This window comes from Dickeya aquatica (assembly GCF_900095885.1).
GTDB classification, from domain to species: domain Bacteria; phylum Pseudomonadota; class Gammaproteobacteria; order Enterobacterales; family Enterobacteriaceae; genus Dickeya; species Dickeya aquatica.
Genome location: NZ_LT615367.1, coordinates 246,400 through 261,141, shown reverse-complemented (window position 1 = coordinate 261,141; position 14,742 = coordinate 246,400). Strand labels below are relative to the sequence as shown.

Below are 14,742 nucleotides of genomic sequence, written 5' to 3'. Positions count from 1 at the left end.
CCAAAAGCGACCGCCCTTCTTTTCATACCCGCATACCCGGTCACACCCGCACCTCAAGCCTGCCGGTCATCGGCTACGCGTCTGCCGGTTCGCTATCCCCTTGTTCCGGCTCATGATGCGATGACGACAACGCCTGCACCGAGTCAGATGGTAAAAAATCATCCTCAACGGCTGGCAGATTTATCGGTTTTTTAATCTCAACCCCTAATGCGCGGAACCCTTCGGCCTGATTGATCAAATTACCCCGCCCGCCCGCCAGCTTTTTCATCGCTTGCCGGTATCCTGCCTGTGCTTTATCAAGCCCCTGCCCCAATGCAGCCATGTCATCGATAAACAGGCGTAACTTGTCATAGAGCCGGGAGGCACGTTCGGCAATGTGTTGAGCATTGCGGCTTTGTTGTTCGTAACGCCAGAGGTTGTTAATGGTTCGCAACGCAACCAGCAGCGTGGTGGGGCTGACCAGCATAATATTGTGACGCAACGCCTCGGTGATGAGGTCTGGCTGGTGGTTAATCGCCACCAAAAACGCCGGTTCCACCGGAATAAACATCAACACATAATCAAGCGAACGCAGCCCCGGCAGTTGCTGATAGTCCTTCGCACCCAGTTGACGCAGATGACTACGAATCGATAACAGGTGTTCATTTAATGCTGCCGCCCGCTCAGGCTCATTATCAGCGTTGAAATAGCGTTCATAAGCCACCAGCGACATTTTGGCATCAATCACCACATCTTTACCGTGCGGTAAACGCACCACCACATCGGGTTGCAGGCGGTTATTCTCCCCCGTTTTCAGGCTGACCTGCGTTTCATACTCATACCCTTCTCGTAACCCGGAGCTTTCCAGAATGCGGCTAAGCACCACTTCCCCCCAGTTGCCCTGAGTTTTATTATCGCCTTTCAAGGCGTTGGTGAGGTTGATAGCTTCCTGCGCCATGCGGGCGTTAAGCTGTTGCAGGTTACGAATCTCATGCGCCAGCGTATGCCGCTCGCGCGATTCCGCACCAAAACTCTCCTGCACCTGACGGCGAAAACCATCCAGTTGCTCGCGCAGCGGGGTCAGCAATTTCTCCATGCTCTGCTGATTTTGCCTATCCACCTTGTGACCATTCTGTTCAAAGATGCGATTGGCGAGGTTCTCAAACTGGGTGGATAAGCGTTGCTCGCTGTTCATCAACAACCGCTGTTTTTCTTCCGCCGCCAGCCGGGTTTCCTCAAGACGAATGGTGACTTCACGCAGCTCGGCTTCCTGCGCACCGTTCGCTTCGCGCAGCGTACGCAGTTCCTGATTAAGCTGAGTGCACTCTTCACGTAACTCCGCCAACTGGCGCAATTTTTCCTCACCGGCCGCGCGTTGCGCATGTAACGTGCGCAACTCCTGCGCCTGTTGCTCGAGCCGCTGTTGCTGTTGCTGGCTGGCCTTTTGCGTTTCAGCCAGCGACTGACGCGCCAGCGCCAGCGCCTGCTGCTGCAACTGCAATTCGGTGTCATGGCGTGCCTGGCGCTGCTGTTGCAGCAAGCTTGTCATCAGCCACCCCAGCAATAACCCCACCACACCGCCGCCTACACCATAAAACAAGGAGATATCCACACTCCCCCACATTGCTGATTACTGTTTGCGCCAAGGTAAAGTGAGACTGTATATCTGTCCAGAGGTGATCTGAAAAATCCGCCGTGAGAACCGCTTGCGAATGAAGGAAATGCGAGCCACCTTCAGAAACCCGGCGAGAGAAAAAACAAAACCGGCCAAGTGGCCGGTTTCTGAAGGTGGGTAACGCGTAGTTTAGGCCAGGCTTTGTTTGGCAACAGTGATAGCCTGAGCCACCTGCTGAGGCGACACGCCACCCTGGGCGGCACGTTTTTCCAGACAGGATTGCAGCGACAGCGCCGGATAAACATCGTCTGCGATAACCGCGCTAAACTGTTTAAGCTCGGCCAGCGACAGCGCTTCCAGCGCTTTGCCCTGACGAATCGCCTCTACCACCGCTTCACCGACGATATGGTGCGCTTCGCGGAATGGCACGCCCTTGGCAACCAGATAATCCGCCAGTTCGGTCGAATTCGCATACCCTTGCTCGGCCGCTTCCTGGCAACGCGGGCGTTTAACCTGAATACCTTCGAGCACCAGTGCTGCCATCAGCAGGCAGTCGTGCCAGGTGTCCAGCGCGTCAAACAGCCCTTCTTTGTCTTCCTGCATATCCTTGTTATAGGCCAGCGGCAGGCCTTTTAGCGTCACCAGCATACCAGCCAGCGCGCCCTGTACACGGCCGCACTTACCGCGGATCAGCTCCAGCGCATCCGGGTTTTTCTTCTGCGGCATCAGCGACGAGCCGGAAGTCACACGGTCAGACAACTCAACAAACGCGGCCTCACCACTGTTAAAGAAAATCAGATCTTCAGCAAAGCGCGACAGGTGCACCATGCCGATAGAGGCATCAGACAGCAGTTCCAGTACGTGATCGCGGTCAGAGACCGTATCCAGACTGTTGCGGGTAGCAGAGGCAAACCCCAGCCAACCGGCTAACTGCTCGCGATCAATCGGATACGCGGTGCCCGCCAGCGCGCCGCAGCCCAGCGGGCTGACATCCAGACGCTTAAGCGTGTCTTCCAGGCGGCTTTCATCGCGCGCCAGCATTTCGTGATAGGCCAGGCACCAGTGGGCAAACGTCACCGGCTGGGCGCGTTGCAAGTGGGTGTAACCGGGCATCACCGCATCCTGATTGGCTTCGGCGGTAGCGACCAAGGCCGCACGCAGATGACGAATCGCCTGCGCCAGCTCACTCACCTGCGCCTTGCACCACAGTTTCAGGTCAGTCGCTACCTGATCGTTACGGCTGCGTCCGGTATGCAGTTTCTTACCCAGATTGCCGACTTTCTCGATCAGTTTCTGCTCAACCCAGCTGTGAATATCTTCCGCATCGCTTTGCAGAATCGCCTCAGGGTCGGCCTGCACTTCTGTCAACAGCACATTGAGTGCCTGCTCCAGTTGCTGCTGTTCCTGAGCGCTCAGTACGTTCACCGTCACCAGCGCTTTAGACCAGCCAATGGAACCGATGATGTCCTGCTCCGCCAGACGGTAATCAAACCGCAGTGAATCGTTGAACTGTTTAAAACGCCGATCGGCTGCCTGCGTGAACCGCCCGCCCCACAAAGCCATAACTACACTCCCGGTCTCTCTGATAAAGGCGGGCCGACTCCTGTCAAACCCACCGTTGAACTGCTTGCGTTTCACCGGCGGCTTACGCCGGAAGAAAGCGTGATGAAGACTGGCCGATTACGCCAGAATACGGGTGCCGATAGACTCGCCATTAAACAGCGCGGGTAACTGCTCGGCATGTCGCCAGCTGGCGATATCCACCGGACGGCCCAGTGCGCGCGCGGCATCCAGCGCCGCGTTCACTTTCACAATCATGCCATCGGTAATAATGCCCTGAGCAATCAGATCTTCTGCTTTACCGGCGGTCATTTCCGCAATGCGCTGGCCTTTGCCGTCCAGAATGCCGCTGACATCGGACAACAAAATCAAATCCGCGCCCAGCGTCTGCGCCAGTGCGGTAGCCGCCTGGTCGGCATTGACGTTCATCAGCTCACCGCCAACAGTAATGCCGATAGAGCTGATAACCGGCAGATAACCCGCGCCCAGCAGGGTGTTAAGCAACGCCGGAGAACCCACTTCGGCTTTACCGACATGGCCCAGTTCGTCATTCAGCTGTGTCACCACCGTGCTGCCGCCGTCGGCCAGGCTCAGGCCCACGGCGTTGATGCCGTGACGAATCGCCCAGGCCAGCAGCGTTTTGTTAGCTGAACCCGCCAGTGCGCCGGTAATGATGTCGATTTGATCGGCGGGCGTCACACGCAGGCCGTTTTTCTTCACCACCGGTAGCGACAGTTTCTTCATCAGGTCATCGACCAGACAACCGCCACCATGCACGATAACCAGCGGGCGTTGATGTTGTTGACGGTAAGCCACCAGCGCGGTGAACAGGCGCTCCAGCGCCTCTTCGCTATCGAGTAACACGCCACCTAATTTGATAATTAACGGATTCATCGGTCTTTGCGCCTCAGCAGGTCATCAGAGTAAGGATTGGGTTTCAGGGAAACCGAAGCGAATGTTCATGCACTGCACCGCCTGCGCCGCCGCACCTTTAAGCAGGTTATCTTCGGTGGCCACCACGATCAGGTGTTCGTCTTGCACCACGAAGCCGATATCGCAGAACGGCAGGCCGACAACGGATTTTAGTGCCGGGACGCCTTTCTCATATAAGCGCACCAGCGGTTTGTCGTGATAGGCGTTGTGATACGCCTGCGCCACATCTTGCGCGGTAATGCCCGGCTGAAGACGGCAAGTGATGGTGGCCAGAATGCCGCGCGGGAAATTGCCCAAATGCGGGGTGAAAATCACCGGAATACCGAGATGGGTGGCGATTTCCGGGTGGTGGCGATGATTAAAAATGCCATAAGGTTGCAGGCTGACCTCACAAAAACTGTTGGTCATGCTGGCCTTGCGCCCGGCACCGCTGACGCCGCTGGTGGCATCAATCACCGGCCACTGGTTCGGGTTGAGCAATCCGCCTTCTACCAGCGGCTTGAGCGCCAGTTGGGAGGCCGTCGGATAACAGCCCGGCACCGCTATCAACCGAGCCTGTTTTATCTTCGCTGCCTGCCATTCCGCCAGACCGTAGACTGCCTGTGCCAGCCAGTCGGTATGCTGGTGCTCGAAGCCGTAGTAACGGGTATAGAATTCAGGGTCTTGCACGCGATACGCGCCAGAAAGGTCAAACACCGTACAACCGGCGGCCAGAAACTGCGGCGCTAAATCGTGGCTCACTTTGTGGTCGGTTGCCAGAAACACCACATCAACGCCGTTGGCGGCTTCAGCCACATCGGTCAGCGGCTGTACCGGCAAATCGACAATGCCTTTAAGCTGAGGATGCAACTCGGAAATGCGTTTTCCTGCATCAACACTTTGCGCAGAAACCGCCAAAGCGGTTATGTTCATTTGTGGGTGACGGTTCAGGTACAAGGCCAGCTCAGCGCCGGTATAGCCACTTGCACCAACGATCAACGTATTCAGCATGAGTTCGGTATACCTTTATTGCCAGATAGGTGAAACAGGGAGCAGGCTCATCAGCGCAGCTACGCCGTGCACCCACAAAGCCAGAAGAAATGATTATGCGATAATCTCACCTCGCCGCACAGCTTATTGATTTCATTTCGCCTGGCATTATTGTATTTTTATTCACAATAACTGCATGAATATTGATACTATCCTAACCCAGAGGCTGTCAACAGTGAAGATGAATTTACCCCCTTTTATGGAGATCTACCGGGCATTGATCGCCACGCCGTCCATCAGCGCCACCGAGCGTGCGCTGGATCAAAGCAACGAAACCTTAATCAACCTGCTGGCAGGCTGGTTTAGCGATCTGGGGTTTCACGTTGATGTCGAGCCGGTGCCGGGCACGTTCAATAAATTCAACCTGCTGGCCCGGCTGGGCGAAGGCAACGGCGGGCTGCTGCTGGCCGGTCACACCGACACGGTGCCGTTCGACGACGGCCGCTGGACGCGCGACCCTTTTACTCTGACGGAGCATGACAACAAGCTCTACGGGCTCGGCACCGCCGACATGAAAGGCTTTTTCGCCTTTATTCTTGATGCGCTGCGCGATGTGGACGCCAGTAAGCTGACCAAGCCGCTGTACATTCTGGCCACCGCCGATGAAGAAACCACCATGGCCGGTGCAAAATATTTCTCTGAATCAACCGGCATTCGCCCGGATTGCGCGATTATCGGCGAACCGACCTCGCTGCAACCCATTCGCGCTCACAAGGGCCACATGTCGAACGTGGTACGTATTCAGGGCCAGTCCGGTCACTCCAGTGACCCGGCGCGCGGTGTTAACGCCATCGAATTGATGCACGAAGCCATTTCCGAGCTGATGGGGCTACGTAACACGCTCAAAAATCGCTATCACAACCCGGCCTTCCACATTCCCTACCCGACCATGAATTTCGGCCACATTCACGGTGGCGACGCCGCTAACCGCATTTGCGCCTGTTGCGACCTGCACATGGATATCCGCCCGCTGCCGGGTATGACGCTCAGCGATCTCAACGGCCTGCTGAGTGACGCGCTGGCCCCGGTCAGTGAGCGCTGGCCGGGCCGCCTGACCATCAGCGAACTGCATCCGCCGATCCCGGGTTACGAATGCCCGGCGGATCACCCTCTGGCACAAGCGGTAGAAAATCTGGCCGGCCAGCCGACCGATGTGGTGAATTACTGCACCGAAGCGCCATTCATCCAGCAGCTATGCCCAACGCTGGTGCTCGGCCCCGGCTCTATCAATCAGGCGCATCAGCCGGATGAGTTTATCGATATGTCGTTTATCAAACCGACGCGCACGTTAATTAGCCAACTGGTGCAGCATTTCTGCCAGTCATAAGCCGAACCCCAGCCCGGCATTGCGTGCCGGGCTGTCACTTTCCCCCGCGATATTCCCTGCCTGACTTGCTTTTCGCTACGCCCTAAGATAAGTGTCACTTATCAGCAAGCTTTTGTAATTAAATTTCACAAATTGCCTTTGTACCGCGTAAACAGGTACAACTGTAGGGATTAAATCAGGTTGATTGACGAACAATGGCGAACGTGGCTAGATAACAGACAGTAACCACACCATTTTTGTGTGTAATAAATTTACAAAATCACGAGGCAGGTCAGGGTAACTATGAACGAACAATATTCCGCCATGCGGAGCAATGTCAGCATGTTGGGCAAGCTACTCGGTGACACCATCAAGGATGCGCTGGGAGCGAATATTCTTGAACGTGTTGAAACGATACGCAAATTATCGAAAGCATCACGCGCAGGCAGTGAAACACATCGTCAGGAGCTGTTGACCACCTTACAGAATCTGTCCAATGAGGAGCTGTTGCCGGTCGCCCGCGCGTTTAGCCAGTTTCTTAACCTGACCAATACCGCCGAGCAGTACCACAGCATTTCGCCGCATGGCGAGGCCGCCAGTAACCCGGAAGCGCTGGCAACCGTATTTCGCAACCTGAAAAGCCGCGACACATTAAGCGAGAAAGATATTCGTGATGCGGTCGAATCGCTGTCTATTGAGCTGGTGCTGACCGCGCACCCAACCGAAATCACCCGCCGCACGCTGATTCACAAACTGGTCGAGGTGAATACCTGCCTCAAGCAGCTCGACCACGATGACCTGGCCGACTACGAACGCCATCAGATAATGCGCCGTCTGCGCCAGTTGATTGCCCAGTATTGGCATACCGATGAAATCCGTAAAATTCGCCCGACGCCGGTGGATGAAGCCAAGTGGGGCTTTGCGGTGGTGGAAAATAGCCTCTGGGAAGGGGTGCCGGCTTTCCTGCGCGAACTTGACGAGCAGATGGACAAAGAGCTGGGCTACCGCCTGCCGGTGAATTCCGTCCCGGTGCGCTTTACGTCGTGGATGGGCGGCGACCGTGATGGCAACCCAAATGTCACCTCGGACATCACCCGCCACGTGCTGCTGTTGAGCCGCTGGAAAGCCGCCGACCTGTTCTTGCGCGATGTGCAGGTGCTGGTGTCTGAACTGTCCATGACCACCTGTACGCCAGAGCTGCAACAGCTGGCGGGCGGCGATGCGGTGCAGGAGCCGTACCGCGAGCTGATGAAGGCACTGCGCACACGCCTGAATATTACGCTCGAATACCTTGATGCGCGTCTGAAAGGCGAGCATGTCGTCGCGCCGAAAGAGTTGCTGGTCAATAATGATCAACTCTGGGAGCCGCTGTATGCCTGTTACCAGTCACTGCATGCCTGCGGCATGGGCATCATCGCCGATGGCCAGTTGCTCGATACGCTGCGCCGCGTGCGCTGCTTTGGCGTGCCGCTGGTGCGCATTGATGTGCGTCAGGAAAGCACCCGTCACACCGAGGCCGTGGCGGAAATCACCCGCTATCTGGGGCTTGGCGATTACGAGAGCTGGTCAGAGCCCGACAAGCAGGCGTTTTTGATTCGCGAGCTCAATTCCAAACGTCCGTTGCTGCCGCGCCAGTGGGAGCCGAGCGCCGATACGCTCGAAGTGCTGGAAACCTGCCGGGTGATTGCCGAAACCCCGCGCGACTCCATCGCCGCCTACGTCATTTCGATGGCGCGTACCCCGTCGGATGTGCTGGCGGTACATCTGCTGCTCAAAGAAGCCGGTTGCCCTTACGCGCTGCCGGTGGCTCCGCTGTTTGAAACCCTTGATGACCTCAACAACGCCGACAGCGTGATGACCCAGTTGCTGAATATTGACTGGTATCGCGGCCTGATTCAGGGCAAACAGATGGTGATGATTGGCTATTCCGACTCCGCCAAAGACGCCGGGGTGATGGCCGCGTCCTGGGCGCAGTACCGGGCGCAGGATGCGCTGATCAAAACCTGTGAGAAATACGGCATTGCCCTGACGCTGTTCCACGGGCGCGGCGGTTCGATTGGCCGTGGCGGTGCCCCCGCGCACGCCGCTCTGCTTTCTCAACCGCCGGGCAGCCTGAAGGCGGGCCTGCGCGTCACCGAACAAGGCGAGATGATCCGCTTTAAATTCGGCTTGCCGGAAGTCACCATCAGCAGCCTGTCGCTGTATACCTCGGCTATTCTCGAAGCCAACCTGCTGCCGCCGCCGGAGCCAAAACAGGAGTGGTGCCAGATTATGGATGAGCTCTCGCTCATCTCGTGTGACATGTACCGGGGTTATGTGCGTGAAAACCCTGATTTCGTGCCTTATTTCCGCGCCGCCACGCCGGAGCTGGAACTGGGCAAATTACCGCTCGGCTCTCGCCCGGCCAAACGTCGGCCCAACGGCGGCGTGGAGAGCCTGCGCGCCATTCCGTGGATTTTCGCCTGGACGCAAAACCGCCTGATGCTGCCCGCCTGGCTCGGTGCCGGAGCCGCATTGCAGAAAGTGATTGATGACGGCCAGCAAAACCAGCTCGAAGCCATGTGCCGCGACTGGCCGTTCTTCTCTACGCGCATCGGGATGCTGGAGATGGTGTTTGCCAAAGCCGACCTGTGGCTGGCGGAGTATTACGACCAGCGGCTGGTGGAGAAATCCCTCTGGTCGCTGGGCAAACAGCTGCGTGAACAGCTGGAAAAAGATATCAAAGCGGTACTCACTATCTCCAACGATGACCACCTGATGGCTGACCTGCCGTGGATTGCCGAATCCATCGCGCTGCGTAACGTCTACACTGACCCGCTCAACGTACTTCAGGCCGAGCTGCTGCACCGTTCACGCCAGCAAGACACGTTAGATCCGCAAGTCGAACAAGCATTAATGGTGACGATTGCCGGTGTCGCCGCCGGGATGCGTAACACAGGCTAATCGCCCTCGCCCCCGCCTGGCCATGCGCCCGGCGGGGGCGCTTTCCCGCATTACTCCAGATACGCCGCTTGCAGCGCTGCACAGGCGCTGGCATCCAGCCCATAATCCTGCGCCAGCCAGTTATTCACCGAGCCATGTTTTTCACGGATGGCACGCAGCGCCGTCAGCAAAAATTCCTCACGCGCGGAAAGCACGAAATCAAAGCGCGCCAGCGCTTTTTCGCTCAGGTTAGCCGCTAAATCTTCGAGTAGCTGGCGACGAAAAGCGGTCAGGGTTGATTCCGTTACCAGATAGTCTTCCATCACCGTGTGCTCATCGGCACCCAGCGCAAACAGCACCAGCGCCGAGCCAATACCGGTTCTGTCTTTCCCCACCGCGCAATGCTGCACCAGCGCACCGTCACCGGGCTGGCGCAGGAGTGACACCAGATGCTGATACGCCGGATTGCCAAACGGCAGGCGGCGATACAGCTCTAGCATAAAGGCCTGCGAGTCAAAGGCTTCAAGCTTTTCCGAACCCAGCGTTTCCAGGCTGGCAGTCACTTCATGGCGCAGCGGATTGGCGGGCACCTGATGATAACGCGCCCCTTGCCACAGCTTATCCGGGCGCAGCGAGGCCTCTTGCTGGTCACGATAATCCACCACATGCGCCACCGGAACACGGGCAAGGTGCGCCATATCACGCGCACTCAGCATGTCGAGCGCTCCAGCGCGAAACAACCGCCCTCGCCGCACCTGCCGCCCGTCGCTGACCCGAATGCCGCCCAAGTCGCGAAAATTGACGCCACCGTCAAGCGGCAGCACTGAAGGATGCAGTAAGGAAGTTAACGTCATGTTTTACCTTGTTATTATCAGTTCAGGTATCGGAATTTTGGCCACGCCATCACCCGCTCAGGCGCACAGGTATTATTCAATTCGTGCATTAAATTAGCATGAAGGCCGGAAAAAGCAGGGGCAATAGATGGGATAGGTGAAAACAGGCAGAGAAACTTCACAGGCCGCGACAGAAACCCCATCGCAGCCTGGCCTACACGACGATGCCTTACACGGCGTCGTTCAGTAACTGGCGGGCCGCCGCCAGCACCACATTAACAGAGGCGTGCTCCGCTTTTTGCATCGTGGCGGTATCAGGAATTTCCTGCTGGGTGCGGTTGACGATGACCCCAGCCACCATACCGGCGCGCAGCCCCTGACTGGCACACATCGTCAGCAGCGTGGCGGATTCCATTTCATAGTTCAGCACCCCCATGCTCTGCCACTCTTTCATCGAGCCCTGAAAGCGGCTCACTACCCGGCCGGAGTAAGTGTCGTAACGCTCCTGACCCGGATAGAACGTATCTGACGATGCCGTTACGCCGACATGCAGCGTCGCACCGGCGTCTCGCGCCGCCTGTGCCAGCGCGCTGGTACAGGCAAAATCGGCCACCGCCGGGAATTCCAGCGGCGCAAAATGCAGGCTGGCTCCGTCAAGGCGCACCGCCGCCGTCGTCACCAGCACATCGCCCACCGCAATGTGCGGCTGGATAGCGCCGGTGGTGCCAACGCGCAGGAACGTGCGCACGCCCAGTTGCGCCAGCTCTTCAACCGCAATCGATGTAGAAGGGCCGCCAATACCGGTCGAGCAGACAACCACCGGTTTGCCTGCCAGTTCAGCGCGCCAGGAGGTAAACTCCCGGTGCGAGGCCAGAAACACCGGGTTTTCCATCAGCCGGGCAATTTTCTCAACGCGGGCCGGATCGCCGGGCACAATCGCCAGCGTCGCGCCATGCAAATCTTGCTTGGTTAAACCGAGATGAAATACATCAGACATATATGCCTCCAGACAAACGCTCAGGTACGTTGTCATCTTAGCGCACAGCCACAGGCCAATTAAGTGAGGCATATCGCTGATTGGAAAGTAACAAATAGACTTTTACATTATTTTAGTGATGGAAATCACAATTTAAGCGGTAATCATGGCGCAAAGCACAGAGAGCGATGCCTGAATCCTCAGTCTTCGCCATACCTGACATGCCAGCATCACTGACTCACACACGCGGGCTCACCCGCTGACAGGAGGAAAGCCATGAATTCCGATGAGCAACTGACATCCCACCCCCTATCCCCCGGCTTTGCGAAAGCCGCCGGGCCCGATGCCACTGGCGCTATCATTACCGACGCCACCGGGCTGACCTGCGGTGAAACCACCCTGACAACGCAGGGAGAAGCGCTGCCGATTTACTTTGCTAAACCGCAACGCACCGATGGCCCGCTCCCGATCGTTTTGGTGGTACAAGAGATCTTCGGCGTGCATGAATATATCCGTGATGTATGCCGACGGCTGGCGAAACAGGGTTATCTGGCGATTGCGCCGGAACTCTATTTTCGCCAAGGCGACCCGCAGCAATACCATGATATTCCAACGCTGCTGCGCGAACTGGTGAGCAAGGTGCCGGACCATCAGGTTCTGGGCGACCTTGACCATACCGTACACTGGGCGGTGCAGCAGGGTGGCGATGCCGCACGTCTGGCGATCACCGGGTTTTGCTGGGGCGGGCGCATCAGTTGGCTGTACGCCGCGCATAACCCACAGCTGAAAGCGGCGGTCGCCTGGTATGGCAAGCTGGTCGCGGACAAAACGCTCACCTCGCCACGCCATCCGGTTGATATCGCCCCCGCATTAATAGCGCCAGTGCTGGGCCTGTATGGTGGGCAGGACGGCAGCATTGGGCCAGAACAGGTCGATGCCATGCGCCAGGCGTTGCAGGCAAGCCGTGTCGATACGGATATCATCGTCTATGCCGATGCCGGGCACGCCTTTCACTCCGATTACCGCGCCAGCTACCATGACGCCTCAGCCAAAGATGGCTGGCAACGCATGCTGGCCTGGTTTGCCCGCTACGGCGTGGTGTGATCCACATCCGGCAAAACGGACAAGGGAGACGCGATGGTCTCCCTTGTGATTATCAGGTGGTGATGAGGAATGCCCCCATCCTGTGTGTCACATCCTGTGGTGAACGCGTATCCTGTCAGCCGTCACGCCACTCCTCATCACCGTTGTCACTTCGCTTTACTTTACTGAGCGCTGTCACGCAGGCGTTTGGCCGCCGTCACCATGTTCGCCAGTGACTGGCGGGTTTCCGGCCAGCCGCGCGTTTTCAGGCCGCAGTCCGGGTTCACCCACAGGCGCTCTGCCGGAATACGCTGGGCCGCTTTGCGCAGCAGCGCTTCAATCCATTCCACGCTCGGTACGTTCGGCGAGTGAATGTCATACACGCCGGGGCCGATTTCATTCGGATATTCGAACTCTTCAAACGACTCCAGCAGCTCCATATCAGAACGTGAAGTTTCGATGGTGATCACGTCCGCATCCAGTGCCGCAATCGAATCCATGATGTCGTTGAATTCGCAATAACACATGTGGGTGTGGATTTGCGTATCGTCTTGCGCCACCGCCGCATTCAGGCGAAACGCATCCACCGCCCACGCCAGATAGGCCGCCCAGTCAGAGCGGTGCAGCGGCAGCCCTTCACGCAGCGCCGGTTCGTCAATCTGGATGATGCCGATACCGGCCGCTTCCAGATCCGCCACTTCATCGCGCAGCGCCAGCGCAATCTGTTTGGCAATGGTTTCACGGCTGACATCTTCACGCGGGAATGACCAGCACAAAATCGTGACCGGGCCGGTCAACATGCCTTTTACCGGCTTGCTGGTCAGTGATTGTGCATATTTCGCCCACTCCACCGTAATCGCTTCGGGGCGGCTGATGTCGCCAATCACCACCGGCGGTTTCACGCAGCGTGAACCGTAACTCTGCACCCACCCGTTCTGGGTAAAGACGAAACCGTCGAGATGCTCGCCAAAATACTCCACCATGTCGTTACGCTCGGCTTCGCCGTGTACTAACACATCCAGCTCCAGCCGCTCTTGTTCCACAATCGCCTGTTTGATGTGCCCGGCGATGCCGGTACGGTAGTTTTGACCGTCCAGACGACCTTGTTTGAAATCCAGCCGCAGGCCGCGAATTTCGCTGGTTTGCGGGAATGAACCAATCGTGGTGGTCGGCCAGGCAGGCAGTTTGAAGCGTGCACGCTGGGCTTCGGCACGCACCGGATACGGGTGCTGACGCTGGCTGTCTTGCGCGGTGATAGACGCCAGACGCTGCGCCACTTCTGGGTTATTCACCCGGGTCGATGTCTGGCGGGCGCGGATCGGTGCGCTATAGGCCACCAGCTCATCGCTATTGCCGCGGTTCAGCGCCTTGGTCAACAACGCCAGCTCCTGACACTTCTGAATCGCAAACGCGAACCAGCTTTTTACTTCGTCATCCAGACGGGTTTCCACACTGAGATCAATCGGGCTGTGCAGCAGCGAGCAAGAACTGCCCAGCCACAGGGTGCGTTTGCCGAGCAGCGGTTGCAGGCGCTCAAACCAGCTCGCCAGGTCGGCACGCCAGACGTTACGGCCATTGATAACACCGAGTGACAATACCCAGTCAGCCGGTAACTGCGCATTGAGCGTGGCGGCGTCATCTTTGCCATGCACCAAATCGACATGCAGCCCCTGCACCGGCAGTGCCTTGATAACGTCCAGATTCTGGCTGATGCTGTCGAAATAGGTGGTCAGCAGCAGTTTGCTCTGGCCTTGCAGCGCAGCGTAAGCCGGTTTAAACGCCGCCTGCCATTCGCCATCCAGCTCCAGCGCCAGCAGCGGTTCATCAATCTGTACCCATTCAATGCCGCGTTTGGCCAGTTCCGCCAGCACCTGCTGATAAACCGGCAGAATGGCACTGAGCAGATCCAGACGGTTGAACGCTTCCCCTTTCACCTTACCCAGCCACAGGTAGGTCACAGGGCCGAGCAGTACCGGTTTCACCTTGTGGCCCAGCGCCTGCGCTTCGTCTACTTCATCAAGCAGTTGCGTCCAGGTCAGCCTGAACGACTGGCCTTTGGTGAATTCCGGCACCATGTAGTGATAGTTGGTGTTAAACCATTTGGTCATTTCCGCCGCCGCTGCGGGCTCACCGGTCGGTGCGCGGCCACGGCCAATACGGAACAGAGTATCGAGATTTACTGCGCCGTCAGCGCTCTGATGGCGGGCCGGGACATTGCCCAGCAACAGGCTGGTGGTCAACACATGATCGTACCAGGCAAAATCGCCTACCGGCAGCAGCTCAACGCCTGCGTCTTTCTGCTGTTGCCAGTGACGGGCGCGCAGCTCACGCCCTACGGCCAGCAGTTCATCCTGAGTGCTGTTGCCCGCCCAATAGCTTTCCTGTGCTTTTTTTAGTTCACGACGCAGACCGACGCGCGGGAAACCGAGAGTGTGATTGATAATTGCCATGCCTGAATCCTCATTTAGCCGTCCAGATGTTTACACATCCATAATCCGCAGGTAGT

Annotated in this window: 10 protein-coding genes; 3 read left to right on the top strand and 7 right to left on the bottom strand. The window is 57.5% G+C overall.

Annotated elements, in window-relative coordinates:
• Positions 1-73 precede the first annotated feature (73 nt).
• The 4 genes from rmuC to argC form a co-directional block, all read right to left on the bottom strand.
• Positions 74-1,591, bottom strand: a complete 1,518-nt coding sequence (gene rmuC / locus DAQ1742_RS01170) for a DNA recombination protein RmuC (RefSeq protein ID WP_035339259.1) — start codon at positions 1,589-1,591, stop codon at positions 74-76.
• 192 nt (positions 1,592-1,783) lie between these two features.
• Positions 1,784-3,157 carry an argininosuccinate lyase gene (gene argH / locus DAQ1742_RS01165; protein ID WP_035339257.1) on the bottom strand — a complete coding sequence of 458 codons (1,374 nt, stop codon included), beginning with the start codon at positions 3,155-3,157 and terminating at the stop codon, positions 1,784-1,786.
• A 117-nt stretch (positions 3,158-3,274) separates the two neighbouring features.
• Positions 3,275-4,048, bottom strand: a complete 774-nt coding sequence (gene argB, locus DAQ1742_RS01160; protein WP_035339255.1) for an acetylglutamate kinase — start codon at positions 4,046-4,048, stop codon at positions 3,275-3,277.
• Between the two features lie 24 nt (positions 4,049-4,072).
• A complete protein-coding gene (argC, locus tag DAQ1742_RS01155) occupies positions 4,073-5,077 on the bottom strand; it encodes an N-acetyl-gamma-glutamyl-phosphate reductase (protein WP_035339253.1) in 1,005 nt (334 codons plus the stop codon).
• Between the two features lie 214 nt (positions 5,078-5,291).
• Here argC and argE point away from each other — a divergent pair, with 214 nt between their 5' ends.
• Both argE and ppc read left to right on the top strand, forming a co-directional pair.
• Positions 5,292-6,443 (top strand): acetylornithine deacetylase, encoded by a 1,152-nt coding sequence (argE, locus tag DAQ1742_RS01150; protein WP_035339252.1) that lies wholly within the window; start codon positions 5,292-5,294, stop codon positions 6,441-6,443.
• Positions 6,444-6,725: 282 nt separating this feature from the next.
• Complete coding sequence (ppc, locus tag DAQ1742_RS01145; RefSeq protein WP_035339250.1) at positions 6,726-9,365, top strand: phosphoenolpyruvate carboxylase; 2,640 nt, start codon at positions 6,726-6,728, stop codon at positions 9,363-9,365.
• 50 nt (positions 9,366-9,415) lie between these two features.
• Here ppc and DAQ1742_RS01140 read toward each other — a convergent pair whose 3' ends face one another.
• Both DAQ1742_RS01140 and udp read right to left on the bottom strand, forming a co-directional pair.
• Positions 9,416-10,198 carry a tyrosine-protein phosphatase gene (locus DAQ1742_RS01140; protein ID WP_035339248.1) on the bottom strand — a complete coding sequence of 261 codons (783 nt, stop codon included), beginning with the start codon at positions 10,196-10,198 and terminating at the stop codon, positions 9,416-9,418.
• Between the two features lie 208 nt (positions 10,199-10,406).
• Positions 10,407-11,174 (bottom strand): uridine phosphorylase, encoded by a 768-nt coding sequence (gene udp / locus DAQ1742_RS01135; RefSeq protein ID WP_035339246.1) that lies wholly within the window; start codon positions 11,172-11,174, stop codon positions 10,407-10,409.
• Positions 11,175-11,429: 255 nt separating this feature from the next.
• On the opposite strand from udp, the gene DAQ1742_RS01130 reads away from it, so the two are divergent.
• The gene (locus DAQ1742_RS01130) at positions 11,430-12,257 is read left to right on the top strand and encodes a dienelactone hydrolase family protein (protein WP_035339244.1); all 828 of its coding nucleotides are present in this window, start codon (positions 11,430-11,432) and stop codon (positions 12,255-12,257) included.
• Between the two features lie 161 nt (positions 12,258-12,418).
• Here the strand turns inward: DAQ1742_RS01130 and metE are convergent, their stop codons facing one another.
• Complete coding sequence (gene metE, locus DAQ1742_RS01125) at positions 12,419-14,686, bottom strand: 5-methyltetrahydropteroyltriglutamate--homocysteine S-methyltransferase (RefSeq protein ID WP_035339242.1); 2,268 nt, start codon at positions 14,684-14,686, stop codon at positions 12,419-12,421.
• Positions 14,687-14,742 lie beyond the last annotated feature (56 nt).

Coding starts and splice junctions, on each gene's coding strand:
- argH (WP_035339257.1), bottom strand. CDS start 3,157: ATGGCTTTGTGGGGCGGGCGGTTCACGCAGGCAGCCGATCGGCGTTTT.
- argB (WP_035339255.1), bottom strand. CDS start 4,048: ATGAATCCGTTAATTATCAAATTAGGTGGCGTGTTACTCGATAGCGAA.
- argC (WP_035339253.1), bottom strand. CDS start 5,077: ATGCTGAATACGTTGATCGTTGGTGCAAGTGGCTATACCGGCGCTGAG.
- ppc (WP_035339250.1), top strand. CDS start 6,726: ATGAACGAACAATATTCCGCCATGCGGAGCAATGTCAGCATGTTGGGC.
- DAQ1742_RS01140 (WP_035339248.1), bottom strand. CDS start 10,198: ATGACGTTAACTTCCTTACTGCATCCTTCAGTGCTGCCGCTTGACGGT.
- udp (WP_035339246.1), bottom strand. CDS start 11,174: ATGTCTGATGTATTTCATCTCGGTTTAACCAAGCAAGATTTGCATGGC.
- DAQ1742_RS01130 (WP_035339244.1), top strand. CDS start 11,430: ATGAATTCCGATGAGCAACTGACATCCCACCCCCTATCCCCCGGCTTT.
- metE (WP_035339242.1), bottom strand. CDS start 14,686: ATGGCAATTATCAATCACACTCTCGGTTTCCCGCGCGTCGGTCTGCGT.